Source organism: Acinetobacter parvus DSM 16617 = CIP 108168 (assembly GCF_000368025.1).
Taxonomy (GTDB): Bacteria; Pseudomonadota; Gammaproteobacteria; order Pseudomonadales; family Moraxellaceae; genus Acinetobacter; species Acinetobacter parvus.
The window spans coordinates 773,989-798,186 of sequence record NZ_KB849212.1; the positions used below are offsets into that span (position 1 = coordinate 773,989).

At 41.2% G+C, this 24,198-nt stretch carries 26 protein-coding genes, 2 tRNA genes and 2 pseudogenes; 13 read left to right on the top strand and 17 right to left on the bottom strand.

Features of this window, described 5'->3' with window-relative positions; translation table 11 throughout:
- Positions 1-18 precede the first annotated feature (18 nt).
- The 6 genes from F988_RS10250 to panD all read left to right on the top strand — a co-directional run bounded on the left by F988_RS10250 (position 19) and on the right by panD (position 3,013).
- Positions 19-93: transfer RNA gene (locus F988_RS10250), tRNA-Gln, on the top strand.
- Between the two features lie 90 nt (positions 94-183).
- A tRNA-Gln gene (locus tag F988_RS10255) sits at positions 184-258 on the top strand.
- A 281-nt stretch (positions 259-539) separates the two neighbouring features.
- Entirely contained in the window at positions 540-1,493 is a 954-nt protein-coding gene (locus tag F988_RS10260) for a ribose-phosphate pyrophosphokinase (protein ID WP_004676510.1), read from the top strand.
- Between the two features lie 96 nt (positions 1,494-1,589).
- Entirely contained in the window at positions 1,590-1,886 is a 297-nt protein-coding gene (rplY, locus tag F988_RS10265) for a 50S ribosomal protein L25 (RefSeq protein ID WP_004676507.1), read from the top strand.
- A gap of 19 nt (positions 1,887-1,905) precedes the next feature.
- The gene (gene pth, locus F988_RS10270; protein ID WP_004682853.1) at positions 1,906-2,487 is read left to right on the top strand and encodes an aminoacyl-tRNA hydrolase; all 582 of its coding nucleotides are present in this window, start codon (positions 1,906-1,908) and stop codon (positions 2,485-2,487) included.
- 145 nt (positions 2,488-2,632) lie between these two features.
- Positions 2,633-3,013 (top strand): aspartate 1-decarboxylase, encoded by a 381-nt coding sequence (panD, locus tag F988_RS10275; RefSeq protein ID WP_004655255.1) that lies wholly within the window; start codon positions 2,633-2,635, stop codon positions 3,011-3,013.
- 182 nt (positions 3,014-3,195) lie between these two features.
- Here the strand turns inward: panD and F988_RS15240 are convergent.
- A pseudogene (locus tag F988_RS15240) lies at positions 3,196-3,345 on the bottom strand (hypothetical protein); the annotation flags it as partial.
- 93 nt (positions 3,346-3,438) lie between these two features.
- Between F988_RS15240 and F988_RS10280 the strand changes: the two are divergent.
- A complete protein-coding gene (locus F988_RS10280) occupies positions 3,439-4,206 on the top strand; it encodes a hydroxymethylpyrimidine/phosphomethylpyrimidine kinase (protein ID WP_004682855.1) in 768 nt (255 codons plus the stop codon).
- Positions 4,207-4,263: 57 nt separating this feature from the next.
- Here F988_RS10280 and F988_RS10285 read toward each other — a convergent pair whose 3' ends face one another.
- Both F988_RS10285 and F988_RS10290 read right to left on the bottom strand, forming a co-directional pair.
- A complete protein-coding gene (locus F988_RS10285) occupies positions 4,264-4,956 on the bottom strand; it encodes an SDR family oxidoreductase (RefSeq protein ID WP_004682856.1) in 693 nt (230 codons plus the stop codon).
- Positions 4,957-4,966: 10 nt separating this feature from the next.
- Positions 4,967-5,563 carry a glutathione S-transferase family protein gene (locus tag F988_RS10290; protein ID WP_004682857.1) on the bottom strand — a complete coding sequence of 199 codons (597 nt, stop codon included), beginning with the start codon at positions 5,561-5,563 and terminating at the stop codon, positions 4,967-4,969.
- 76 nt (positions 5,564-5,639) lie between these two features.
- Between F988_RS10290 and F988_RS10295 the strand changes: the two genes are divergently transcribed.
- On the top strand, positions 5,640-6,182 hold the full coding sequence (locus tag F988_RS10295; RefSeq protein WP_004682858.1) for a TetR/AcrR family transcriptional regulator: 543 nt from the start codon (positions 5,640-5,642) through the stop codon (positions 6,180-6,182).
- A gap of 2 nt (positions 6,183-6,184) precedes the next feature.
- Here the strand turns inward: F988_RS10295 and F988_RS10300 are convergent, their stop codons facing one another.
- From F988_RS10300 to F988_RS10335, 8 genes are all read right to left on the bottom strand, one after another.
- On the bottom strand, positions 6,185-6,733 hold the full coding sequence (locus F988_RS10300) for a DUF5625 family protein (protein WP_004682861.1): 549 nt from the start codon (positions 6,731-6,733) through the stop codon (positions 6,185-6,187).
- A gap of 95 nt (positions 6,734-6,828) precedes the next feature.
- Positions 6,829-7,302, bottom strand: a complete 474-nt coding sequence (gene lysM / locus F988_RS10305; protein WP_004682862.1) for a peptidoglycan-binding protein LysM — start codon at positions 7,300-7,302, stop codon at positions 6,829-6,831.
- Between the two features lie 216 nt (positions 7,303-7,518).
- Positions 7,519-7,761 (bottom strand): acyl carrier protein, encoded by a 243-nt coding sequence (gene acpP, locus F988_RS10310; protein WP_004682864.1) that lies wholly within the window; start codon positions 7,759-7,761, stop codon positions 7,519-7,521.
- Between the two features lie 224 nt (positions 7,762-7,985).
- Positions 7,986-8,222 carry an acyl carrier protein gene (gene acpP / locus F988_RS10315; protein WP_004655272.1) on the bottom strand — a complete coding sequence of 79 codons (237 nt, stop codon included), beginning with the start codon at positions 8,220-8,222 and terminating at the stop codon, positions 7,986-7,988.
- Positions 8,223-8,308: 86 nt separating this feature from the next.
- Entirely contained in the window at positions 8,309-9,043 is a 735-nt protein-coding gene (gene fabG, locus F988_RS10320; protein ID WP_004682865.1) for a 3-oxoacyl-ACP reductase FabG, read from the bottom strand.
- On the bottom strand, positions 9,040-10,026 hold the full coding sequence (gene fabD / locus F988_RS10325) for an ACP S-malonyltransferase (RefSeq protein WP_004960135.1): 987 nt from the start codon (positions 10,024-10,026) through the stop codon (positions 9,040-9,042). Before fabD ends, fabG begins: the two co-directional genes overlap by 4 nt.
- Before the next feature lie 197 nt (positions 10,027-10,223).
- The gene (rpmF, locus tag F988_RS10330) at positions 10,224-10,409 is read right to left on the bottom strand and encodes a 50S ribosomal protein L32 (RefSeq protein WP_004638135.1); all 186 of its coding nucleotides are present in this window, start codon (positions 10,407-10,409) and stop codon (positions 10,224-10,226) included.
- A 78-nt stretch (positions 10,410-10,487) separates the two neighbouring features.
- Positions 10,488-11,048 carry a YceD family protein gene (locus F988_RS10335; protein ID WP_010589351.1) on the bottom strand — a complete coding sequence of 187 codons (561 nt, stop codon included), beginning with the start codon at positions 11,046-11,048 and terminating at the stop codon, positions 10,488-10,490.
- Positions 11,049-11,411: 363 nt separating this feature from the next.
- Between F988_RS10335 and F988_RS10340 the strand changes: the two genes are divergently transcribed.
- Positions 11,412-12,074, top strand: a complete 663-nt coding sequence (locus F988_RS10340) for an elongation factor P hydroxylase (RefSeq protein WP_004682869.1) — start codon at positions 11,412-11,414, stop codon at positions 12,072-12,074.
- A 91-nt stretch (positions 12,075-12,165) separates the two neighbouring features.
- Positions 12,166-12,783, top strand: coding sequence for an L-threonylcarbamoyladenylate synthase (locus F988_RS10345; protein ID WP_004682870.1), 618 nt, complete (start codon positions 12,166-12,168; stop codon positions 12,781-12,783).
- Between the two features lie 10 nt (positions 12,784-12,793).
- On the opposite strand, the pseudogene F988_RS10350 reads toward F988_RS10345, so the two are convergent.
- Positions 12,794-13,255, bottom strand: a pseudogene (locus tag F988_RS10350) (hypothetical protein).
- A 569-nt stretch (positions 13,256-13,824) separates the two neighbouring features.
- On the opposite strand from F988_RS10350, the gene F988_RS10355 reads away from it, so the two are divergent.
- From F988_RS10355 to rluB, 3 genes are read left to right on the top strand one after another with little or no spacing between them, the layout of a single operon-like run.
- Positions 13,825-14,619, top strand: a complete 795-nt coding sequence (locus F988_RS10355) for a segregation and condensation protein A (RefSeq protein ID WP_004682872.1) — start codon at positions 13,825-13,827, stop codon at positions 14,617-14,619.
- The gene (gene scpB, locus F988_RS10360; protein WP_004682874.1) at positions 14,616-15,215 is read left to right on the top strand and encodes an SMC-Scp complex subunit ScpB; all 600 of its coding nucleotides are present in this window, start codon (positions 14,616-14,618) and stop codon (positions 15,213-15,215) included. The genes F988_RS10355 and scpB overlap by 4 nt, the downstream gene beginning before the upstream one ends.
- 40 nt (positions 15,216-15,255) lie before the next feature.
- Positions 15,256-16,194: a 23S rRNA pseudouridine(2605) synthase RluB gene (gene rluB / locus F988_RS10365; protein ID WP_004676474.1), complete on the top strand. Its 939-nt coding sequence runs from the start codon at positions 15,256-15,258 to the stop codon at positions 16,192-16,194.
- A 58-nt stretch (positions 16,195-16,252) separates the two neighbouring features.
- On the opposite strand, the gene F988_RS10370 is transcribed toward rluB, so the two are convergent.
- The 5 genes from F988_RS10370 to F988_RS10390 all read right to left on the bottom strand — a co-directional run bounded on the left by F988_RS10370 (position 16,253) and on the right by F988_RS10390 (position 24,191).
- Positions 16,253-17,986, bottom strand: a complete 1,734-nt coding sequence (locus tag F988_RS10370) for an ABC transporter ATP-binding protein (RefSeq protein ID WP_004682875.1) — start codon at positions 17,984-17,986, stop codon at positions 16,253-16,255.
- Between the two features lie 12 nt (positions 17,987-17,998).
- Positions 17,999-19,141 carry an ABC transporter permease gene (locus tag F988_RS10375; protein WP_004682877.1) on the bottom strand — a complete coding sequence of 381 codons (1,143 nt, stop codon included), beginning with the start codon at positions 19,139-19,141 and terminating at the stop codon, positions 17,999-18,001.
- Between the two features lie 10 nt (positions 19,142-19,151).
- The gene (locus F988_RS10380) at positions 19,152-20,090 is read right to left on the bottom strand and encodes an ABC transporter permease (protein WP_004682879.1); all 939 of its coding nucleotides are present in this window, start codon (positions 20,088-20,090) and stop codon (positions 19,152-19,154) included.
- Between the two features lie 12 nt (positions 20,091-20,102).
- Entirely contained in the window at positions 20,103-22,061 is a 1,959-nt protein-coding gene (locus tag F988_RS10385) for a M3 family metallopeptidase (RefSeq protein WP_378251350.1), read from the bottom strand.
- Positions 22,062-22,379: 318 nt separating this feature from the next.
- Positions 22,380-24,191 carry an ABC transporter substrate-binding protein gene (locus F988_RS10390; RefSeq protein ID WP_004682881.1) on the bottom strand — a complete coding sequence of 604 codons (1,812 nt, stop codon included), beginning with the start codon at positions 24,189-24,191 and terminating at the stop codon, positions 22,380-22,382.
- Positions 24,192-24,198: the final 7 nt, after the last annotated feature.

The following is a 24,198-nucleotide window of genomic DNA, read 5'->3' on the forward strand; positions in this document are numbered from 1 at the left end:
TTACAGATCATCAAATTTAGGGGCGTCGCCAAGTGGTAAGGCAGCGGGTTTTGATCCCGCCATCCGTTGGTTCGAATCCAGCCGCCCCTGCCATTTCTCTTTGTTCGTCAGGCTTGTTTTATATCGGTATTTGATCAATCATATTGACAAAATCATATAAAACCATTAAAGTTCTGCCGCATTAGGGGCGTCGCCAAGTGGTAAGGCAGCGGGTTTTGATCCCGCCATCCGTTGGTTCGAATCCAGCCGCCCCTGCCATATAATAGATTATTCTTTAAACTACCCGTTGGGGAAATTTTTAGTTTCCTCTTTGCGCTTGGGTGAGGTGTTGTTTCGCTTAACCTCTATGAGGAAGAGTTATAGATTTTCCATACTTGAATCAAGCGTTGTTTCACTTGATTTCATTTTGAAGAATTATAAATTTTTCCTTTATATTTTGGCAAAGCGTTGCTTCACGTAATCCTCTTTAGAAAAATCATAGATTTTTCACTTGCGCTCGGGTGAAGCGTTGCTTCACGTAATCCTCGCTCAGGTGCTTCATGCCCAATCTCGTCGTTTTTAGTGGAAGTGCTCATCCACAGTTCGCCCAAAAAGTCGTAAGCCATTTGCATATCCCTCTGGGTGCCGCTGCTGTAAGCAAGTTCTCTGATGGTGAAATTTCAGTTGAAATCACTGAAAATGTACGTGGTAAAGACGTATTCATCGTTCAGTCCACTTGTGCCCCAACCAATGATAACCTGATGGAAATCCTGGTAATGGCAGATGCTTTGCGTCGCGCAAGTGCTGGTCGCATCACCGCTGTCATCCCTTACTTCGGTTATGCACGCCAAGACCGTCGTCCACGTTCTGCTCGTGTGCCAATTACCGCCAAGGTTGTTGCAGACATGCTGACCACTGTGGGAATTGACCGCGTGGTTATGATTGACCTGCATGCAGACCAGATTCAGGGTTTCTTCGATATTCCAGTGGACAACATCTACGGTACACCAGCGTTATTGGCTGACCTGCGTCAGCAGCAACATGACAACCTCATGGTGGTTTCACCTGACGTGGGTGGCGTTGTTCGTGCCCGTGCTGTTGCAAAGCAATTGGGTGACATCGACCTGGCTATCATTGACAAACGCCGTCAAAAAGCCAATGAATCTCAAGTGATGCATTTGATCGGTGACGTCAAAGACCGTGACTGTGTCATTGTCGATGATATGGTGGATACCGCTGGTACGCTTTGCAAGGCGGCTGATGCACTGAAACAGTTTGGTGCCCGCCGTGTGATTGCCTATGCAACCCACCCTGTTCTATCTGGCAAGGCACTTGATAACCTGCGCAACTCTGTGATTGATGAACTTGTGGTAACTGACACCATTCCTCTTTCAGATGAAGCATTAACCTTAGGTAAAGTTCGCCAGGTTTCCGTTGCCAGCATGGTTGCTGAAACAATTCGTCGTATTAATAACGAAGAATCTATTAGCGCAATGTTCGATAGTTATCTATAATACCCCAGCTTTTTTCAAGCCCTGCCTTATGGCGGGGTTTTCTATCACTAAACTGGTCGCAAGTTTAGTTTCTTAAATCTCAATGAGGATATGCCCATGGCAAACTTCGTATTAAATGCTCAAGCACGTGAAGCTGCTCAACAAGGGAAAGGTGCGAGCCGCCGCCTTCGTCACGCAGCGCAAATTCCAGCGATTATCTACGGTGGTAGTGCTGAGCCTGTAACTGTTACTTTAGAGCTTCGTGAAATCGTTAAAGCTTTAGAAAGCAATGCTTTCTTTGAAGAAGTAATCGAAATCAAAATCGGTGACAAAGTTGAAAATGTTAAAATCCAGGCATTGCAACGTCACCCAGCTAAAAACACTCCAATGCACGCTGATTTCAAACGCGCATAAGTGTTAAAGGCGTAAATTAGTGTCAAGTATTTCGCTAATTGTTGGTTTGGGCAATCCTGGAAAGGAATATGCCCAAACCCGCCATAATGCAGGTTTCTGGTTTGTTGAACAGCTTGCAGATCGTTATGGCATCAATTTAAAAGCTGACCCCAAGTTTCATGGATATAGTGGTCGTGGCCAAGTTGAGGGCCATGATGTACGTTTGCTCCTCCCTACCACCTTTATGAACCGTTCTGGTCAAAGTGTTGCCCCTTTCGCCAAATTCTATCAAGTTGCACCTGAGTCAATCTTAATTGCCCATGATGAACTGGATATGGACCCTGGCGTGATTCGCTTGAAAACAGGTGGCGGACACGGCGGACATAATGGTCTCCGTGATATCGTTCCCCATATTGGTCCCAATTTCCATCGTTTACGCATTGGAATTGGACATCCTGGTTCAAAAGAACGTGTTTCTGGTCATGTGCTTGGCAAAGCTCCCAGCAGTGAACAAGATTTAATGGATGCCGCAATAGCCCATGCCTTATCACAAGTCAAAATGCTTGTGAGTGGACAGGTTCCACAGGCCATGAATCAAATTAATGCATACAAACCCGCTTAAACTTAAACTGAAATTGTTGATCAATCACGCTTGCCATATTGCAGTTTTAGGCGCAAAATGCGCATCAAACCGCCTATAGCCTGCGGAAACGTGACAAGTCAACCATAAGATATCCGTCTTAGGTCTTACTCAGGAGACGCTAGCCATGCTATCTCGTTTATTAAAATGTAAAATTCACCGCGCGGTTGTGACACATGCGGAACTTCATTATGAAGGTTCCTGTGCAATTGATGGTGTGTTAATGGACTTAGCAGGGATTCGTGAATACGAAGAAATCCACGTATGGAACGTAACCAACGGCAAACGCTTCACAACCTACGCAATTCGTGGTGAAGATGATTCAGGCATTATTTCAGTAAATGGTGGTGCAGCCCATCAGGCTGATGTTGGTGACTTAGTGATTATTGCAACTTTTGGTGATTTCACCGAAGTCGAGGCAAACCTGCACAAACCTCGTTTGGTCTATGCAAACCCAGACAATACAGTGAACCACACAGCAAACTGTATTCCTGTACAAATTGCATAAGCAGAAAACATCACGATTCCTAAAAGCCAGTTTAAAAATAAACTGGCTTTTTTCATGCTATGAGAACATAACAAAATATCTAAAATTAATGCATTATTTTTACGCAACCCAACTTGTAAAGTATGTTGCAGTATTACTTTATTAAATATAGCTGAATACTTAATTTATCATCACACCTAAAACAGAGGTGGTCCAAAGGTCCAGTCCAGATCAACCTCATCTGCTAAGAGTTGACCCAGTTTTTTTAAAGCATAACGAATTGAACGATGAATCTCCGCTTTCGGGTCAGTTAATGTTCCATCCAAATCTATCAGAATATTTTTGATCGTCATTCGTGCAATCTCTTAAAGCCTTACAACACAGTATCGAGAGTTGCTCAAAACTCCCCTATACTAGCCTAAATGACAACATAAAAGGAAATTGCAGTGCGTCCAACCGTACTTTGTTTTTCAGGTTTAGATCCATCAGGCGGTGCTGGCTTACAAGCAGATATTGAGGCAATTGGGCAAAGTGGCGCACATGCAGCAATTGCCTGCACAGCATTGACCATTCAAAACTCGCAACAAGTGTTTGGTTTTGAAGCCACTTCAAAAGAGTTACTACTTGCTCAAGCAAATGCAGTAGTGGGTGATTTACCGATTAAATGTGTAAAATCAGGCATGCTGGGTACAACCGATAATATTACTGCATTGGCTGAGTTTTTACGTCAACATCCAGATTATCAATATGTACTCGATCCAGTATTAGTCGCGAATAGTGGTGGGTCACTCGGTGATCAAGCAACATTAGTTAAAGCATTTGTTGAGTTAATTCCCTTAGCCACAGTCATTACCCCAAATACAGTTGAATTAAGAGCCTTAACAGGTATTGATGATATTGAACAAGCCACTCAAAAATTATTTGAGATGGGCGCAAAAGCTGTACTAGTGAAAGGTGGACATGAAGATACACCTGATCATATTCGTAATGTACTTTATGCTGACGGCAAAATGATTGCTGAAAGTCATTGCCCTCGTTTAGAAGGACAATATCATGGTTCTGGCTGTTCTTTGGCAAGTTTTATTGCAGGACGTTTAGCCTTAGGTGATTCACTCAAAACTGCTGTCCAACATGCTGAAACGTGGTTATTTGGTGTATTAAAACAAGCTGAGACCCCTGTACCCAATGGGCAAAAAATTCCTAAGCGGTTTTAAAACTTAAATAATAATGAATAGAAATACATATATTTCTATTCATTTATTCAACATGATCTAACGACAATTCACACCATTATTCAAATCAAATACCTCACCACTTAAACAATTTGGAGCTACTTGCGCCAGCCAAAAAGCTGTTTCTGCAATTTCTTGTGTTTGGCAAAATTGCTGATTTAACGTCGCTTCTTTTAACCGCTTTTGTCTTTCAATAGGAATCTTTTGCATCATCCGTGTTTCAACAGGGCCAGGTGCGAGACTAAAGGTTTGAATATTATGCTGGGCATGACTACGAGCCAAACTACGCATCCCATTAATTAGCCCCGCTTTTGAGATACCATACCAGATATCAGGATGACCAATTTGTCCAGCAATGGATGCCATACTAATAATGCGTCCAAATTTCTGTTTTTTAAAAATATTTTCAGCCACATCAATACTCAACTGCATCGTATGAATCAGATTTACATTCATAATTTTTTGCATTTCTTCCCACGTATATGAAGCGGCTGTAAGTGTATTCATATAACCTGCATTATTAATCAGCACATCAAACTGCCCAATCTGCAGAATCACCTTTTCAATTTGATCATATTGCAACATATCCGCTTGCCAATGATGCAAATGAAGATGTGAATATTGTGGAGTATGTCGAGAAATATTATGCACCTCATAATTCTCATCCAAGAATTTTTGGGCAATCGCTTGCCCAATTCCTTGACTGGCTCCAGTAATCAATACTTTTTTCATGCCTAACCTATTATTCATCTAATTCAATAAAACGAGGCAATTGTTGAAAACGTGTTAACCAAGCCTGAACATCTGGATATAGGTCTAATTCTATTTTTCCTTGATGCGCTAAAGCGATGTAGGGATAACAAGCAATATCTGCAATCGTGGCTGATTCACCAACCAACCAATTTCTTGTTTTTAAATGTTGATTTACAACTGCTAATGATACATGTGACATTGCAGTCGCATTTTCGATATCAATATTTGGTTTTTTAATCAGATGAAATGCTCGTGCTGCCGATAAAGTAGAAGCAATTCTTTGATTGGCAAAAAATAACCACTCTAAAACATGTGTCATTGCAATTGTTTCTTGAGGAAACCAAAGCTGATGAGCATCATATGTTCTAGCGAGATAGCACAAGATTGCTTGAGAATCATGGATATGCCTCCCCTGATCTTCTAGCACAGGAATCTGCCCTAAAGGATTCAGTTTTAGAAAATGTTCTGTCTTTTGCTCTTGGTCACCTAAATTTATAGAGACTTTTTCGTAGTCTAAATTCAGAAATGAAAGTAATAATCTGATTTTGTAACAATTTCCTGAGATTACAGTATTATAAAGTTTCATTGTCATCTTCTTTTGTGGTTATATAATTTTAATGTACCGAACGATCGGTACAAAATCAAGTGGTATGAGTAATTTTATGGATAAACCGACTTTAATTCGATCTTTATTAAGTATTTTCAGAGAATATGGCTATGAAGGTGCTTCTTTATCCAAAATTTCTGAACGAACAGGTCTAGGTAAAGCCAGTTTGTATCATCACTTTCCAAATGGAAAACAACAAATGGCACAAGATGTTTTGAGCTATTTAGAACAATGGCGCGAAGATCATATTTTTATTCACCTACAAAGCAACGCATCACCTATTGAACGTTTAGAAGCTCTGACCTATTCATTAAAGCAAGTTTATGAAAATGGCCATGTAGCGTGTATTTTGGCAGTTTTAACCTTAAGTGAAGCGCACCAAACCTTTTTACCTCAAATTCAACCCGTATTTACAAGACTGATTGAAAGTATCTCTGTCGTTTTACAAGATGCGGGAATATCAGAAGAACAAGCTTTCGAGCGAGCACAAGATACTGTGATACGTATTCAAGGATCTTTAATCTTATCTAGAGCATTACAAAGCCCAAAACCTTTTTTACAATTAATGGATAAACTTCCTAAACAATTATTATCTTAAGATTATTTACCACCATTACTTGCATTTAAGCTTAAAGTTGTTTTGACATTTTTTAAGTGATTATGTGGTTGTAAATTAACAACTTCAATCACATAAAGATCTTGAGATAAAGGAATCCAGCCAATACTTCTGTAACTTTGATTTTTACCATCATGTCCTGTTGAACATAAAGACTGAAATTGCTGATTAAAAACAATTTCATGATTTTTTGATTTTCTTACAATAACTTGCAAGGTTATTGGTTGACCTAATTCTTTTCTCTTCTCTATAGGAATGTTGTTATATTTTATAGTCCCATCACAATATTGGTTAAAAGTATTTCCAACAACAAGATCATCAACTCGCTTTTGTGCTGATTCAAATTCAACAGTTAGGCTTAAGTGGTACGACTTTGGTACATTTATCTTAAATTCAGTAGTTGCTAATGCACCTGTATGAGTTAAATCAATCGGAAGATTTGAAAATAATGGAGGAAATGCACAAAGACCAGTCATCCACATTGCCACACTTAAAACGGGCTTTTGACATAAAGCATAAGTAAATGGATTCATTTTTTTAATGTTTTAGTAATTTCAATTTTATAGATTTTATCTTTTATTTTGAAATAAAAAAGGCGCAATACGCGCCTCTTCTGTCACATTACAATTTATTCAGGGATACGTAAAACTTGTCCAGGAAAAATATCATCCGCATTTTTGAGTAATGGTCTATTCGCTTCAAAAATTTTATTGTATCGGTTTGGATCGCCATAATACTCTTTAGAAATCTTAGATAAATTATCACCTGATTTTACGGTATAGAATTTACTTTCTGGTTCAGGCACCTCAACCGTCATCTGATCATCGACCTGAGCAACGTGATCAATATTACCGACGGCAAGGACTATCTTTTCTTTATCTGCTTGGCTTTTAACTTGCCCTTTAATGATGGCTGTATCGGTATTGCCATTGTAGGTTACTGATAAACCTTCAACACCAAGACCTAAACTTTTAATTAAACCTAATAATTTATTGGCAATCTCTTGAGCTGAAGGCTCAACAGGTGTAGCTGGAGCAAGCTGAGGTTCTGCTGGTGCTGTATTTTTTTTACCAATGCCTTTAACAAAATCAAAAAGACCCATTTTTTATTTCCTCTGTAATTATTGATTAAGCATAGTCAAAACAGACTTACAATTAGTTATACAGAAAAAATAAAGCATGCGAGTTTCAATTTAACGAGGTCTTGTAAATATATGTATATGCAGTAAAACTGATTTTAAGCTTTCACATTTATATATTTTTTAAATATAAAAAGCCACCTTACGGCGGCTTTCAATTCGTTCAAAACTTGAAGCAATTTAAGCATTTTCTCCCACAATATTGGTCATATAATCAATTGCAGATTGAACGGTAATAATTTTCTCAGCCTCTTCATAAGGAATTTGAGTACCAAATTCTCCCTCAAAAGCCATAATGAGCTCAACTACAGCCAATGAATCAGCGCCTAAATCATCTGTAAAGGATGCATTTGGTAAAACATCTTCTTCATTTACACGAAGTTGCTCAATAATGATCTCTTTAATACGGTTTGCTATATTCATAAAATTCCCTTTTGTTGTTATGGTTTAATAAATTATTTTAAATAGCATAAATTTTATACACTCAAATAAATTATTTTAAATAGCATAAATTTTATACACTCAAATAAATTATTTTCATATTTATAGTTTATTTTTTTTGTAAGATATTTTTACATCTATTCATATGAAAAGTTGAACATATAAAAAAGCCACCGAAAAAGGTGGCTTTTAATCATGTGATATGATTAACCAAGTTTTTTGGTTACATAATCAATTGCAGATTGAACAGTCGTGATTTCATTAGAATCTTCGTCTGGAATGGTGATGTCAAAATCATTTTCAAAAGACATTACAAGTTCAACCAGATCCAAAGAGTCAGCACCTAAATCATCCATGAAAGATGCTTCATTCTTGATCTCTTCAGCACGCATACCTAATTGTTCAGCTACAGCTTGTTTGATGCGTTGTTCGATATCGCTCACAGGAATTCTCCTCATTGCTTGTGGCGTTTTGATTTGCCACTAGTTTAATTGAATATAAAAACTTTTAAAAGTTTATACATCGCCACTTAGGCCATGTATAGACCACCATTTACGTGTAAAACTGTACCAGTAATGTAACTAGCTTTATCGCTTGCAAGGAAACTCACTGCATGCGCAATATCTTGAGGCTCACCTAGACGATTTAAAGCTACTTGATCACTCATTTTTTTACGAACATCTTCGCTTAACTGATCAGTCATTTCAGTCGCGATGAATCCAGGTGCAACACTATTTACAGTAATCTGACGGCTGCCCATCTCTTTAGCTAAACTACGACTGAATGCTTCAATCCCTGCTTTTGCTGCTGAATAGTTGGCTTGGCCTGGATTTGCAAAATGTGCAACCACTGAACTAATGTTAATAATTCGACCAAAACGTGCTTTAGTCATACCTTTTAAAACACGCTTCGAGAGACGGTAAACAGCTTTGAGATGAATATTGAGAATATCGTCCCAATCATCTTCAGACATACGAAGTAACAAATTATCTTTCGTAATCCCAGCATTGTTCACTAGAACTAAGACAGAACCGTATTTTTGCTCGATATCTGTTACCAGTGCATCAATCGCTTCACCATTTCGAACGTCAAGTACAGCACCCGCACCGTTCTCAGCAAAGCTTTCTGTCAGTTTTTGCGCGCCTGATTCAGAAGTCGCGGTGCCAACTACAAAAAAACCGTCTTGAATGAGCTGCTGTGCAATTGCTGCGCCAATGCCTCGGCTAGCTCCTGTCACTAACGCAACTTTTCGTTGTTGTGTCATGCAATTTTTCCTTCTGCCACTAATACTGCGTTTAGGGCATCTTCCATACGTGCTTTGCTATCAATCGCAAATGCTTTTTCTATGTTCGGTAATCGCTTCGCAAGATTACTCAGTACAGTCCCAGGTCCACATTCGACCACATACTGAATACCTTGATCTTGCAGATATTGCATGGTACGAGTCCATTGCACTGACTCATACAACTGAGCCGTTAATGCCTGACGCAATTGAGCAACATCTGTCGCAATTTCCGCGTTGACATTTTGTATTACAGGAAGGCGTGGTAGCTCAATGGCAGTTTGTTCCAAAGCTTCAGCAAACTGTTCTGCTGCTGGCTTCATTAATGAGCAATGTGAAGGCACAGATACTGGTAGCGCAATGGCTTTGCCTGATTGCTCCTTTGCAGCAGCGATAACCTGTTGGACTAAAGTCGCAGTTCCTGCAATCACAACTTGACCTTGCGCATTGTAATTGGCAGCTTCAACCGAACCCTCGCCATTTGCTGTCGCAGCTTGGCAAAGCTCAACCACTTTCTGATCATCAAGACCTAGAATTGCAGCCATAGCACCTGCTCCTTGAGGAACTGCATTTTGCATGAGTTTCCCACGCAAATTCACTAGTTTTACAGCATCTCCCAATGTCATCGCTTCCGCAGCAACTAAAGCACTGTATTCACCTAGAGAGTGTCCTGCCAAGTATTTTGGTACTACACCACCTAACTCCAACCATACGCGCCATAACGCGATACTAGCGGTTAATAAAACAGGTTGTGTATTTTCAGTTTGATCTAAACCTTCTCCGCTTTGCGCGATATGCCATAAATCAAAACCTAGTGCATTTGATGCTTCATCAAAGGTTTCTTTGATCACACCAAACTGCTCAGCAAGTTCAGCCAGCATACCTACTTTTTGCGAGCCTTGACCTGGGAATACAAATGCGGTTTTTGTTGCTTGAGCTGCCTGCTCAAGTCGTTTAGTCGACATATAAAAATCCTTAAAATGGTCTATTGCCAGTTTCATCATTTCTCATGATTCTACATGAGAATAGCAGCAGACTTTTTCTCGATGCGGAAATTTAACATTGATTAAATCGTTTTATAATTGCGAAAAACAACAAAAAAGGGAGCTTTCGCTCCCATTTTTTCTATACTTTAAGCTAACGCTTAATGCATATGATTCAATTATTCAGCATCAGCTGCTTTAGCGAATAATTGACGACCACGGTAAATACCGTCTTTAGTCACGTGGTGACGACGATGAGTTTCACCAGTAGTTTGGTCTACAGATAATGCATTCTCGGTTAAAGCGTCATGTGAACGGCGCATGTCACGGCGAGAGCGACTTTTACGGTTTTGCTGAACGGCCATGATGGCTCCTTACAAAGATCGAAAAATGGATCAGAACAAATTCAGTTGTCTTAACTCAACATGATAACACAAATTGTGTTATGAGTTAAGTTTGCCTTTCAAACTTGCCAAAACATCAAACGGATTATCCCGCTTTTCTTCGACAACGTCCTGAAGGGCAGGTTGATGTTTATGCTCACAAACACCATGTTTGGGAGACAAAGGCATCAACAATAACAATTCATCTTCTAGCAATGCGAATAAATCAATCGAAGCAGGTGTATCAATACTCCCTTTTTTCGACGATTCACTTTCACCTAAAACGATGAAATCAGCATCCTCATCCAATCGCTCTATCAGTAACTCATCATCAATTAAAGCTAAATGAAATTCTGAGACTAATTCAATTTCAACAGATCCCAAACAACGTTGGCATTCCATTGGAACTTTAGTATCAATATGTCCATCTAACCATACAATACGATGATAGGCATCCATTGATAGCTTACAGTCTATGTTGATCAATTGATCATCAATTGAACTAACAGCTTCTCGAGCAATACGAGCAAAGCGAGACAATGGCAGTGTTCCTGACCATGTATAGCCCTGTTCAGCCCATTTAAATGGCTCGATTTGGCTTGGAAAAGTATTTGCTGACATAAGAGGGTCTGTTGACAGTTCAAATATAGTTGCGACAGTGGACATTTTTTAGAGGATACAAGGCACGAATTGCGTAATTTAGCTTTCTAAATAAGCAATGCGTAACGCAGTAGCATCAAAAAATATCCCTGTCCCTACGGGTTGCTAGTAAAATTGCCCTATCCATCGTCATGAAACTTGTTAAGGGAGTCGCCATTAACTACGTTTCATTCCTTGTCTATGACAATTTTACTTTGCAACGCAAGTTACATTTGAACTGTCAGCAGACCCTGTGGGCGGCAATTTTACAAATTCATCGGTACTCTGTCAAAGATTAAGATACAATTTTGCACTTCTTTAGACAGAACTCGTGGTAACACAGCAATGCATCTGTTGCAGCCGCAACTTGAAGTAACAACTTCATCACTTGTTAGCCCTCATTCAATCACTGCTCCTATGTTAACGCCAGATCAAGTGCAACGCTCATCTTGGCAAACGTTAACAACAGAACCAGAACAGGTTGATTGGCTTATTTTACACTTTAATCACTGGTTTTCCCACCATAATGTCATGCTTGTTAAAGGTGATTTTGAACCAGAATATTTCCCAGCGATAAATCAACAGCCTGCAAAAATCCAATTTGCACATGGTTTCTTTAACAGTGCCTTACATGAAATTAGTCATTGGAGTATTTCAGGTGAAAAACGTCGCCTTTTACCTGATTTAGGTTATTGGTATGCACCCGATGGTCGTACTGCAGAACAGCAAGCTTTATTTGAACAAGTTGAAATTAAGCCTCAAGCCATTGAATGGTTATTTGCAACAGCCTTTGGTCGAAAGTTTCGTGTCTCTTTAGATAACTTAACGGGTGATAGCGGCAATGGGACACAATTTAAAGATCATGTTTTTGCTCAAGTACAACGTTATTTTTCAGGTGAAGCCACTTTACCACGAGATGCTGCACTTTTTATTCACTATATCTGTGTTTGTACCCGTCATGGCTTACCATTACAACTAAATGAATTTAAACGTGAATTACTTGATTGAATGACAAAATTAACACATCTAAGACTTGCATCTTTAGTAGAACAAGTTTCATACTTAATCTAGCCATAAAGATCAGGGAGTTACAATAATAATGTTACATTTACATATTCATCCTGAAAATCCACAGGCTCGCTTAATCACACAAGCCGTTGAACGTATTCGTGCGGGTGATGTGGTGGTTTATCCAACTGATGCAGCCTATGCGATTGGTTGTCAGATTGGGAATAAAAGTGCGATGGAGCGAATAGCTCAAATTCGTGGCTTAGGTCCTAAACATCAATATGCAATTATGTGTTGTGATTTATCTGATATTGCAACTTATGCAAAAGTTGATAATGCGATGTATAGATTGTTAAAAGCCAATACCCCTGCTATTACCACATTTATTTTACCTGCTACCAGTGAAGTGCCAAAGCGCTTAATGCACCCAAAGAAAAAAACAATTGGTCTGCGTATTCCAGGTAATCCTGTTGCACAAGCTTTATTACAAGAACTTGGCGAACCGTTACTCACCAGTACATTGATCTTGCCCGATCAAAAAGATCCGCTTGATGATCCTTATGATATTGAAAACCAACTAGGTAAACGTATTGATGTGTTTATTGACAGCGGCTTTGGTACCTTGTCCACCACCAGTATCGTGGATTTATCGGGAGAAAATCCTGAAATTATCCGTCGTGGTGTTGGTGATGTCAGTGCTTTTGAATAAGCACTACCCCTTATTCAATCAAAAAATCAGACAACTTCTGTTTCTGAAAACCGTGTTCATCAAAATTATCAGGACTCAGCCATTGCTGATAAGCATTTTTTAATTCTGGCCACTCATCATCAATCATCGAGAACCATGCCGTATTTCGATTGTGCCCTTTTAATATACAATCCTGACGAAACAATCCCTCGTATTGAAACACCACCAAATTTTGTAATGAATCTTTTAGGCTTTGCTGGCTCTGCGGTGCGGAATATGGCAGATAGGTCCAGCATCGTTCATCAGGTTCTGTCGATACCGCTTCCCATAACTGCCCTACCGCCTGATCTGTTATGCCATCAGCCACATTGACCAGCTTGACATATCATCCCGATATATCACCCTGAACAGTAGAAGCAGTCACATTTTCATCAAGCGAAGAACCAGTCATTTGCCCAAACTGATTCTGTTGTGTTTTTAAATAATTTCTCATTGGCTGTTATCGTTTAATTAAAGCCTTTTTGGAAACCCATTTAAACATAGCTTTAGCTCTGTTCAATGTGAAATTGCATCACATTGACATCCTCCCCGACCTAAAGGACGGGGATTCCTACTGCTAGATGGCAATGTCCTGCCACGAAACAGATACTATAGTTCTCTGCTTCTTATTCCAATGTAGTCCTACCTTTCGGATTGCAAAGAGTGCACGGATTACAATGGGGAAAACTGTTTTTTTCGTGTTGTATCAGTCTGCTGACTAAAAATATACAACGTAATTATCATAGCACATGGATTACTAGATTCAAATGTTTTTAGCAATCCTAGCTAATCCCCACAAGGGGGACTAGCGGATTGCAGCCTTATATCCTCGGGCTAAACCCCGAGGTTTTACGGCTATTCGGATAAAAAATACCCTGAGAACTTTAAGGTTTTTGTAAGTGAGTAATTTATTAAATGTGCTATTTCGATTAGAATAGCCAAGCTCTTGGTAGCATTGTGTCGTCCTTGCACACAAAATTATATCTTTCATGCTTTTGAAAATTCGCGTGGCTTATAACGGTAATGAATCAAACTCTCCCCTCAGTTCTGGAGTCTACTCCATCCATTCGTGTGCTTGACGAGTGGCAGGAGACTATACCCGAAGATTTGTACATACCGCCTGCTGCGTTTGAAATCCTACTCGAACAATTCGAAGGTCCCCTGGATTTTCTGATTTACCTGATTCAAAAAAATGGCTTTGATTTATTGCAGCTCGACATCTCCCCAATCGCGACCCAATATCTTTCCTATATGGACAATATGAAGTCGCTGAATATTGAGTTGACTGCTGATTATATGGTGATGGCAGCACTACTTGCCGACTTAAAATCACGTTTATTACTTCCTAAAGCAAAAGTTGCGGATCAGTTTGAGAAAGACCCAAAACAGGAACTAATTGACCGTCTGGAAACCTATTTACGCATTAAACAGGCGGCTGAACGTCTGGGGCAAATGCCAATTTTTGAGCGGGATACCTTTAGTACCAATGTCAGTATTGGTCATATTGCCCCAATTTATGAGGGTTATGATGTCGATGCCCTGCGTGACGCATTATTCTGTATCTTTAACCGTCCTGAACCCATCACCCATGTGGTTGCACAAGAACCTGTATTGCTTGAAGAGCGTATGGCCTATATTGAAAGCCAGCTTGCATCTGGTGAAAATTTAAGTTTTATTGAACTGCTCAATCCCAAGCAGGGTCGTATGGGCATGGTGGTGACTTTTATGGCAGTGCTGGAACTCACGCGCCAGCAAAAAATTCAAATCATCCATACAGGTATTGAAGCTCCACTGACTGTTCAGGGGATTGCCGCATGAGTTTAGACCAGTTCAATGCCAATGAGGGAATGTCACTTGAAGACATTCATCACGACGTTTTATTGCAGATTGAAGCAATTATATTTGCCAGTGACTCAGCCGTTTCACTTGCACGGTTAAAAGAAGCCTTTCAGAACCAATACTCCAAGCAGCAATTACGCACGTTTTTACAACAGCTTGCGATGTTACAGCATGGGCGTTCCATTGAACTGATTGAAACGGCACAGGGCTTTCGTTTTCAGGTGCGGGCAAAGTACCGTAATATTATTGCCCAGGTGTGGCCAGAACGTCCAACCAAGCTATCGCCATCGCTGCTTGAAACAGTCGCCGTGATTGCCTATCATCAGCCTGTCACGCGTGCGGATATTGAACAGATTCGTGGTGTATCGAATAATAGCCAGATTTTAAGAAATTTATTTGACTGGAACTGGATTAAAGAAGCTGGTTTCAGGGATTTGCCTGGAAGACCTGCGTTGTTGATTACAACGCCCCAATTTTTAAATGCTTTTGGTTTAGTGTCATTAAATCAATTGCCTCCCCTACAGAACGCCAAGGAAGCATTCATGGCTCTCGATGCACATGCACCGAAGTCTTGAGAGGTGAACTGTTGATCATTATGTCTAAGGTTGTGCTGTCATGAGTGAAAAATTACAAAAGGTGTTGGCGAGAGTCGGGTTAGGCTCACGTCGTTATATGGAAGAGGTGATTGCTGCTGGCCGTGTCAGCATCAATGGTCGTATTGCCCAGGTGGGTGAGCGTATCGAACCAACCGATGAACTGCGTATTGACGGCCGTAAGGTGCAGTTCCAGATTGAAGATGAAATTCGTCGTCGTGTGCTGATTTACTACAAGCCTGAAGGTGAGATTTGCTCGCGCAATGACCCTGAAAAGCGTCCTACCGTATTTGATCATTTGCCACAAATTGCCAATGACCGCTGGGTGATGGTGGGTCGTCTGGATATTAACAGTACTGGTTTATTATTATTCACGAATGATGGTGAACTTGCTAACCGTTTAATGCACCCTTCAAATGAAGTTGAACGTGAATATGCGGTACGTGTGATGGGTGAAGTAACACCGCAAATTCGCAATAACATGCTGAAAGGTGTTGAGCTTGAAGATGGTCCAGCCAAATTCGAATCATTCTCTGAAATTGGCGGTGATGGGATCAACCGTTGGTATCAGGTGGTGGTTAAAGAAGGCCGTAACCGTGAAGTACGTCGTATCTTTGAATCGCAAGGCCTAAAAGTCAGCCGCTTATTGCGTACCCGTTATGGTACGGTGATCTTGCCACGTGAATTACGTACAGGCCGCTGGATGGAATTAGATAAAACTGATATTGATAACTTGGCGAAATCGGTTGAGTTGAAGCCACGTCAGGGTACTGGTCTGTTTGGTATGGCAAAACGCCGTACTGAAAAAATGGCGGAGAAGCCATTGGCTGCACGCCGTGGTGGCTATCTACGTCAACAGCGTCGTGATGATGAGCAAGAACCACAGCAACGTCCACGTAGCAGTGAAAATAATAACGGTCGTAAAACCATCGGTTTTAATAAAGGTTTTAAGAAGTTCTAATTCTTGATCCTGAAAATAAAAAAACGCTCTCATTAGAGCGTTTTTTTATGGCTGAACTTTAATGATGGTGACTGATCCCCTGTGGAATCGCATTCAGCAGTTTCTTGGTATATTCATGTTGTGGATGTAAATACAGTTCGTCCGAGTTAGCAATTTCAACTAATTCACCATGATTCATGACCATGACTTGATCTGAAATATATTTCACTACCGATAAATCATGCGAAATAAAGATATAACTCAGACCAAATTCATCCTGTAAATCTTGCAGTAAATTCAGCACCTGTGCCTGTACCGACACATCCAGCGCGGAGACTGATTCATCACAAATCAAAATCTCAGGTTTTAAAGTCAGACAGCGTGCGATGGCAATCCGTTGCCGCTGACCACCTGAAAATTCATGTGGATAACGGTCATATGCATCTATAGGTAAACTGACTTTTTCCAATAGCTCGAGTGCAATTTTCTTGCGTTCAGCATCATTCTGTCCAATGCCATGAATACGCATCGGCTCCAATAAAATCTGCCCGACGGTAAAGCGTGGATTGAGTGAAGCGTATGGATTCTGGAAAATAATTTGAATTTTACGCTGATACTGTGAAAATTCTTTCTCAGTCATGGCAAGAATATCTTTACCACCAATCAAGGCTTGTCCACCTGTGGCTTGATACAGACGCATTAGCAATAGTCCAATCGTGGTTTTACCTGAACCCGACTCTCCAACCAAACCTAAAGTCTTACCTTTTGCCAATTGGAACGATATACCTTTCACGGCCTGAAATTCATCTCGCCCCCATAAACCTTTACGACTATAAAACGATTTTTTCAGGTCTTTGACCTCTAAAACAATTTGTTCTTCGCCTGTAAGTCCTCGCGAACGCTGTTTCAGATTCAATTCGGACAAATTGGTTGCTTCGACCAGTTGTCCATTTTCGTCCTGTTTCATAAAATCGCTGGTGACGGGTAAACGGTATGGTCGGGTTGAAAGTTGAGGTCTACAGTGCAATAAGGCACGGGTATACACATCTTGCGGCTGTTCCAGTATTTGTTCAACGGTGCCACATTCGCGGATTTCACCATGACGCATGACGATCACTTCATCAGCAATTTCACCAACCAGTGCTAAATCATGGGTGATGAATAGCATCGACATTTGATGGCGTTGTCGTAATGATTCCAACAAATCAATAATCTGCTTTTGAATAGTGACATCTAATGCCGTGGTTGGTTCATCTGCGATCAATAGCTTTGGTTCACAAGCAATTGCCATGGCAATCATAACCCTTTGCTGCTGACCACCAGAAAGCTGACTTGGATACGCATCTATTTTTGTTTCAGGTGCAGGGATACCGACTTCTCGAAGTAACTCAAGCACTCGTACTCTAGCCTGCTTGCGCCCCATACCTAAATGAATCCTGAGCACTTCGGCAATCTGGTCACCGACTGTAAATACAGGATTCAGCGATGACATTGGTTCCTGAAAAATCATGGCAATGTCTTTGCCGCAAATTTGGCGGATTTCCTTTGCAGATAAATTGAGTAAATCCTTTCCCTCAAAGCTGATCTTGCTTTGATTAGCAATTTGGCTTTGTCCTTTCGGTAGCAAGCCCATAATCGCCAGTGAAGTCACGGATTTACCACTGCCCGACTCACCCACCAAAGCCACCGTTTTATTTTTGGGAATGGTAAATGAAATGCCCTTGACCGTTTCAATCCACTGCTTATTTTCACCCTTAAAACTGATATGCAGATTTTCGACTTCCAATAATGGCGTTTCATGATAATTTTGCATCTTATTGCTCCGCTATCTTAGTTTGGGATCAAGTGCATCACGCAATGCATCGGTAAACATCGAGAATGCGGTGACCAAAATAGCCATTGCAATCGATGCCGCAGCCAGTTGCCACCATTTCCCCAAAATCAATTCACTTTGCGCTTCATTGAGCATACTGCCCCATGACACCACACCGACAGGGACGCCAAAACCAAGGAAGCTCAGAATCACTTCAGATTTAATGAATGACACCACCAGAATCGAAATTTGAACCAACGCGATATGACTGACATTCGGGAAAATATGCACAAACATACGGCGTAAATGACTCACTCCAATGGCTTTGGCGGCAAGTACATATTCACGCGATTTGTGCTTCATATATTCAGCACGAACCAAACGAAATACCCCAGTCCAACCCGTTAGACCTAAAATCAAAACAATTGACAAAATTCCTTTTTGTTGGAGTACCGCAGCGATCGCGAGCACTAATAGCAGATAAGGAATCGAAGTGAAAATGTTATAGAACCAGTTCAGTACATCATCAATCCAACCGCCAAAATAACCTGCAATCGCGCCAAGAAAAGTACCAATCACCACTGCCAATAAAGCTGATAACAAACCGACCAGAATTGATGTTTCAGCACCTTTAATAGTTTTGAGCAGCACATCTTGCCCCCACTTATCTGCCCCAAAAGGCAACGTGGTTTTTAACTCTTGTTTTTGATCAAGTAGATGCCCACCAAGCTGTTGATCAATTTGCAGCATATCCTCTGCTAAAGGATCAACCACACCATAATTATCAATGACTGAGCTACCTTGTTGTTCCGCCTGAATTTCTGCATTGAGTTGTTGAATCACGTCTTTGAGTGGATCAACAGGATTTTCAGGCAAAGTTACTGTGCTTTCTGTAATTGCCTTAATTTGATCTGATTCAGTATCAGCACCTAAAAATGTCGGTGGTGCATAACTGACTGCCACTTCTTTATTCCAATTAGAAGCAATCACGCCTGTCATGGATAAAGCCAGCAAAATGAAATAAAACAGTACGATCACAAACGAAACAACTGCAATACGATCTGATTTCAATCGATTCAAGGCCAAATGCCAGAGTCCTGTTGACGCAGATGATTCATTTGAGGAGGTTTTGCCTTTAAAAATTGTACTGAGCATCGTCATCCTCCTATTTCAACTGAACACGAGGGTCGATGGCTTTGTAGATCAGATCAGCAATCAAATTAAAAATCATGGTGACGGCTGCCACATAAACAGTAATCGCCTTAATCACAGGAAAATCACTACGTTCCACCGCAATAATAATTTCACGACCAATCCCTGGAATCCCAAAGAAACGCTCAATCAAAAATGCACCAATTAATAAAGCTGGCAAGCTTGCCATCACTTCGGTGACAATCGGAATCGAGGCATTACGCAACACATGAATGCCCAAAACCCGTGTTTCAGGCACACCTTTAGCACGGGCCGTCCGCACATAGTCCTGATGAATTTCATCCAGCACAAAACTACGATACAGACGTAAGGTTGGTGCAATGCTCACCACCAGCATAATCAGGATGGGTAATAAGGAATAATAGAATAGATTTTCGCTAAAGCTGTCGCTCCAGCCCTGCACAGGAAACCAGCCCAACTGATAGGCCAAGACATACTGGAAGATAATGATATAGACCAAAATACTGATCGACATGCCGACAGTGCATAGCATCATCACCATACGGTCTGTCAGTGAACCACGTACCGATGCCACCGCCAAGGCCAGTACAATCGAGATCACAGTTTGTAAAATCACCAATGGAACCAGCAAGGTCAGCGATGGCCCCAAACGGGTCAGGATAATCTGCGATACTGATTCGCCTGTACTCCAGCTTGCGCCATAATCAAAAGTCAGAATCTGCTTGATAAAAATCCACAACTGCATATAGTACGGCTGATCCACGCCCAACTGTTTACGGATATTTTCAATCTGTTCTGGATTGGACATTTTGCCTGCCAGAATATAGGCAGGGTCGCCACCAACCCAGTTAAACAGGAAAAAAATCAGCAAAATGACCCCCAACATGGTCGGAATCATTTGCCAGAGTCTACGCACGACATAAGCGAACATCTTGGTACATCCTTATTTGACGCGTTGTCCTGTAATCTCATTCAGAAATGCCTTGTTGTCAGGCGCCCTACCCAGAAAATCTTTCACCAATTCAGCCGCTTTTTTCTGGCTGCCTTGTGACAAAACCGTTTGACGATAACGTTGCCCAATTTCTGGATTATTCAGGTTATCCCCAAAGGCAGATAACATATCCAGTGCCAACACTTCTGACCACATATAACCGTAGTAGCCCGCCTGATAGCCCATTAAATGCCCGAACTGCCCTGGGAACTGAGTATTTTCCACATAGCCCAAAGCAGTTGCCGATTCCATTTTTTTCCAGACATCCAATGGTTGCAGCTGGCGAGGGTCTTTATCATGCAATGCCATATCATATTGCGCATACAGGGTTTGGCGAGCATAACGTGCGCCACGTCCATAATTATGTACCGCATTTAAACGTTCAATCAGCGCATCATCAATACGTGGACAGGCTGGATCACAATAGTCTGCCACTTTAGACAAGGTTTCCTTACGTCTCGCCCATTCTTCATACATCTGCGAGGGTGCTTCAACAAAGTCACGCTCGACTGATGTTCCAGACTGTCCCACATAACGGGTATCGGACAAAATGCCATGCAAGGCATGTCCAAACTCATGCACAAAGGTTTCCAGCTCATTGCTGTTTAAACCTTTGCGATTAAAATTGGTCACTAAAACCGAAATTGGTTTACGCCCTGTTAAGCTGCTGCCGCCATACACGCCCCATACCGCAGCATGCCCATATTTGCCCTCACGCGGGAATTTATCCATATACAAACCGCCAAGCAGTTGTCCTGTTTTCTGGTCGGTCACATCGTAATATTCAACTTCATCCTGCCATGTATCCACTTTGGCAGGCTTAAACTCAATACCATACAGATTTGAGGAAATCGCAAACAACCATTTCTGTGCAGCTAAAGTTGGGAAATAATCACGCAATTTTTCCTGATCAATCTGGTATTTGTCCTTACGTAATTTCTCTGTCCAATAACCCACGTTCCAGCGTGTAATCTCTGCCTGTTCTAAAGGAATATTTAGAGTTTTTGCCTTAAATTCCCTTAATTCCTGCATTTCCTTTTGCTCAAGTGGCGTCACAATCTGGTAAATATTATTCAGGAAATCATTCACTGTTTTTGGATTTTTCGCCATGCGTTTTTTTAAGGCGAGATCGGCATAGCTTGGCTCACCGAATAACTGTGCCTGTTCATAACGGAGGTCAATAATCTGTTTGAGCAAGTCCAGATTCTTTGCTGTACCCCGTCGAGTAAAAGCAGTCTGGTAACGTTTACGTGCTGCATCACTCTCAGAAAGTTCCATAAACGGTTGATAAGCAGGATAATCAAATCCCAGCAAATAATTACCCTTATCATTTTTCTTGGCATTGGCAAGATAGCTTTCTGGCAAGCCTTTTAACTCATCTGGGGTAAATTCCAGTTTTTCAGGATTATCATTGATATTACGGGTAAATTGCTGTGAAAGTTGGGTTTGCAGGTTACGGATTTCCTTTAAGCGTATTCTTTTTACAGGCGGTAATTGCACGCCCGTATTTTCAAAGTCAGTTAAAATGTCCTGACGGTATTTCACATCAATTGGATCAGTCGCCTTGCTGTTTTTAATGCGTTGATAGAGTTTTGGATTCTGATATAAATCGGTCTGTAGCTGTTCCATTTTCACAATACAGTCATCTGCCGCCTGACGAAACTTTTCATCAGGATAGACATTACGATATAAGCTGATCGGATTAGTCAAGTCCTCAAACATCGCCATAAAGGCATCCCATTCTGCTAAAACAGGTGCGGCATTGGACTCCGCTTTGACTGGTTTTTTTTCGAGTTCGGTGATTTGTTGCTGGAGTTTTTGAATACTGGCATCACACCATTGCGGCTGATCAGCGAGTTTTAGAATAGGTAAGGTAGCGCGTGCTGGTTCTGCCCATACCGCTTGATTCATCCCGCAAAGACCAATAAAGCATAGCCCCAAGTTCGTTAATGTCTTTTTTGCCACACGCTTTCTCCAATTCATTTCAATTCTGTTCAATTCACTCTAATACTAATTTTTAAAAGACTCTTACTGTCAGAATCTAAATCAATATTTACTATCGTGGAGGCGGCATGGATGCCGCCCTGTCGGACTGCGGTAACAGGGACGTACCGTCAGTCCGACAAAGGATTTTTGCTTACTTTTCATCCTTGAAAAGTAAGGCGAGCCGCAGGCTGATAGCAAAATTAGATATAAACTCGGCAAGACTCCATGATGCAGACACAAAAATTATTTCCTTTCCTCAATATCAATATACATCCATTCCGCAGGCAAAATCGGATGCTTTTTATAGCCAATCACACGGGGCTGAATCAGAACATTACGATAACGACTGGAAATCATTTGCACAGGCGAATAAAACTCTAAAAGCCGTGCCATCTTCCGATATAACTGATCTCGTTCAGGTCCATTAGACAGTTTAAGTGAATGCTCATACAAACGGTCATATTCAGGCAACTTAAAACAGGAATTATTGGTGGCATTGACATTTTTGCCATAAAACAACTGCATAAAATTATCGCCATCAGGATAATCCGCAATCCATGCAGAACCCTTAAACATGGTTTTACATTGCTTTTCTGCTTTTAAACCCTCAGCAAAGGGCACAGGTTTGGACACCATATTCACTTTAATACTGGCTAAATCTTTCTTTAGTAATTCAGCCATTTGCATACTTCGTGCGCTATTACTGGATGGCATAAACTCTATCAGCAAGGGCTTACCATTCGGTAAACTACGCCAGCCATCCGCCCCAATTTTATAATGATACCGATCCAGCAATAAATTGGCCGCTTTCACCGAATACGGCACACTGCCCTTATAATCGGGATCATGCCCTGCCACGCCGTAAGGAATCGGGAACTGTAAACGCTTGGCATCCCCTTTCATTAAAATCTGAATATCTTTTTCAGGTGAATGTGCCATGGCCATCGCACGGCGTAAGGCAATTTTTTCCTTACTCAATCCACCGACCATAGGGTTTTGCATATTCCAGTATAAATAATCAATCGAGGGATCAGAAATTCGGGAAAGCTGAATACCCTTTTGCTCAAATTCAGCTTTTAACTTACTATCTTTGAGTGCCTGAGCAGGCAAATCTCCTGTTAAGGTCAATAAATCCAGTCCATCTTTCTGAAACGACAACCACCCCGACTGTGCTTCCTCAATCACCTGAATATCCACCACACCAATCTGTGGCATTTTCTTGCCTTGCATTTGCTGGACAATTTTCTGATCGTCTGGATTGCTGGCCTTAAAATCCCAGACAAAGCCACGATAGTCAGGATTGGCTTTTAAAATAATCCGTGAAGCAGGTGTCCAGCGGGACAATAAATAAGGCCCTGTGCCAATCGGATGCCCCATGACAAAACCAGCCTTGTCCCGATAATGTTCAATCACTTCACGGGCGACTGCCCCTGTTGGCTGATGTGCCAGCAACATCGGAAAATTATGATTTGGTTCAGTCAGGCGAATCACCAGCGTATAACGATCAGGCGTTTGCAAGCCTGCAATCGGCTGATCGTAATTAAACTTCCCCGTTTTATTCGCTTGCTGGATGGCACTGTCCATTCCTGCGATGCGTCCCTCAAATAACCAGCTACTCGGTGAATGCAGTTGCGGATCAAGCAACCGCTTAAAGGAATAAGCATAATCTGCTGCGGTGAGTTCTCGTGGTTTCCCCTTAAACACAGGGTCTGGAGAAAAATAAATACCTTTTTTAAGATGGATGGTATAGGTCAAGCCATCCGCACTGACTTCTGGCAAGGCAGCCGCAGCATTAGGAACCAGCTTGGCAGGTGAAGCCAGATAATCATAGGTATATAAGGTATCGAAAATGGAATACAGTACATGCGCTGAATACAAATCCTGAACTGCGGCAGGATCAAAACCTGTTTCCGCCACAGGAAAGGCATAGCGCAGCACCTTGTTTGGATCGGCTGGACTTTTTGCCATTGTGCCATTGCTTATGCCAATCGAGATTGTGCCAAGCAAGACCGCCATCCCATACTGCTGCAATGAAATTTTAAAATTCTGCTTCATACGTGTT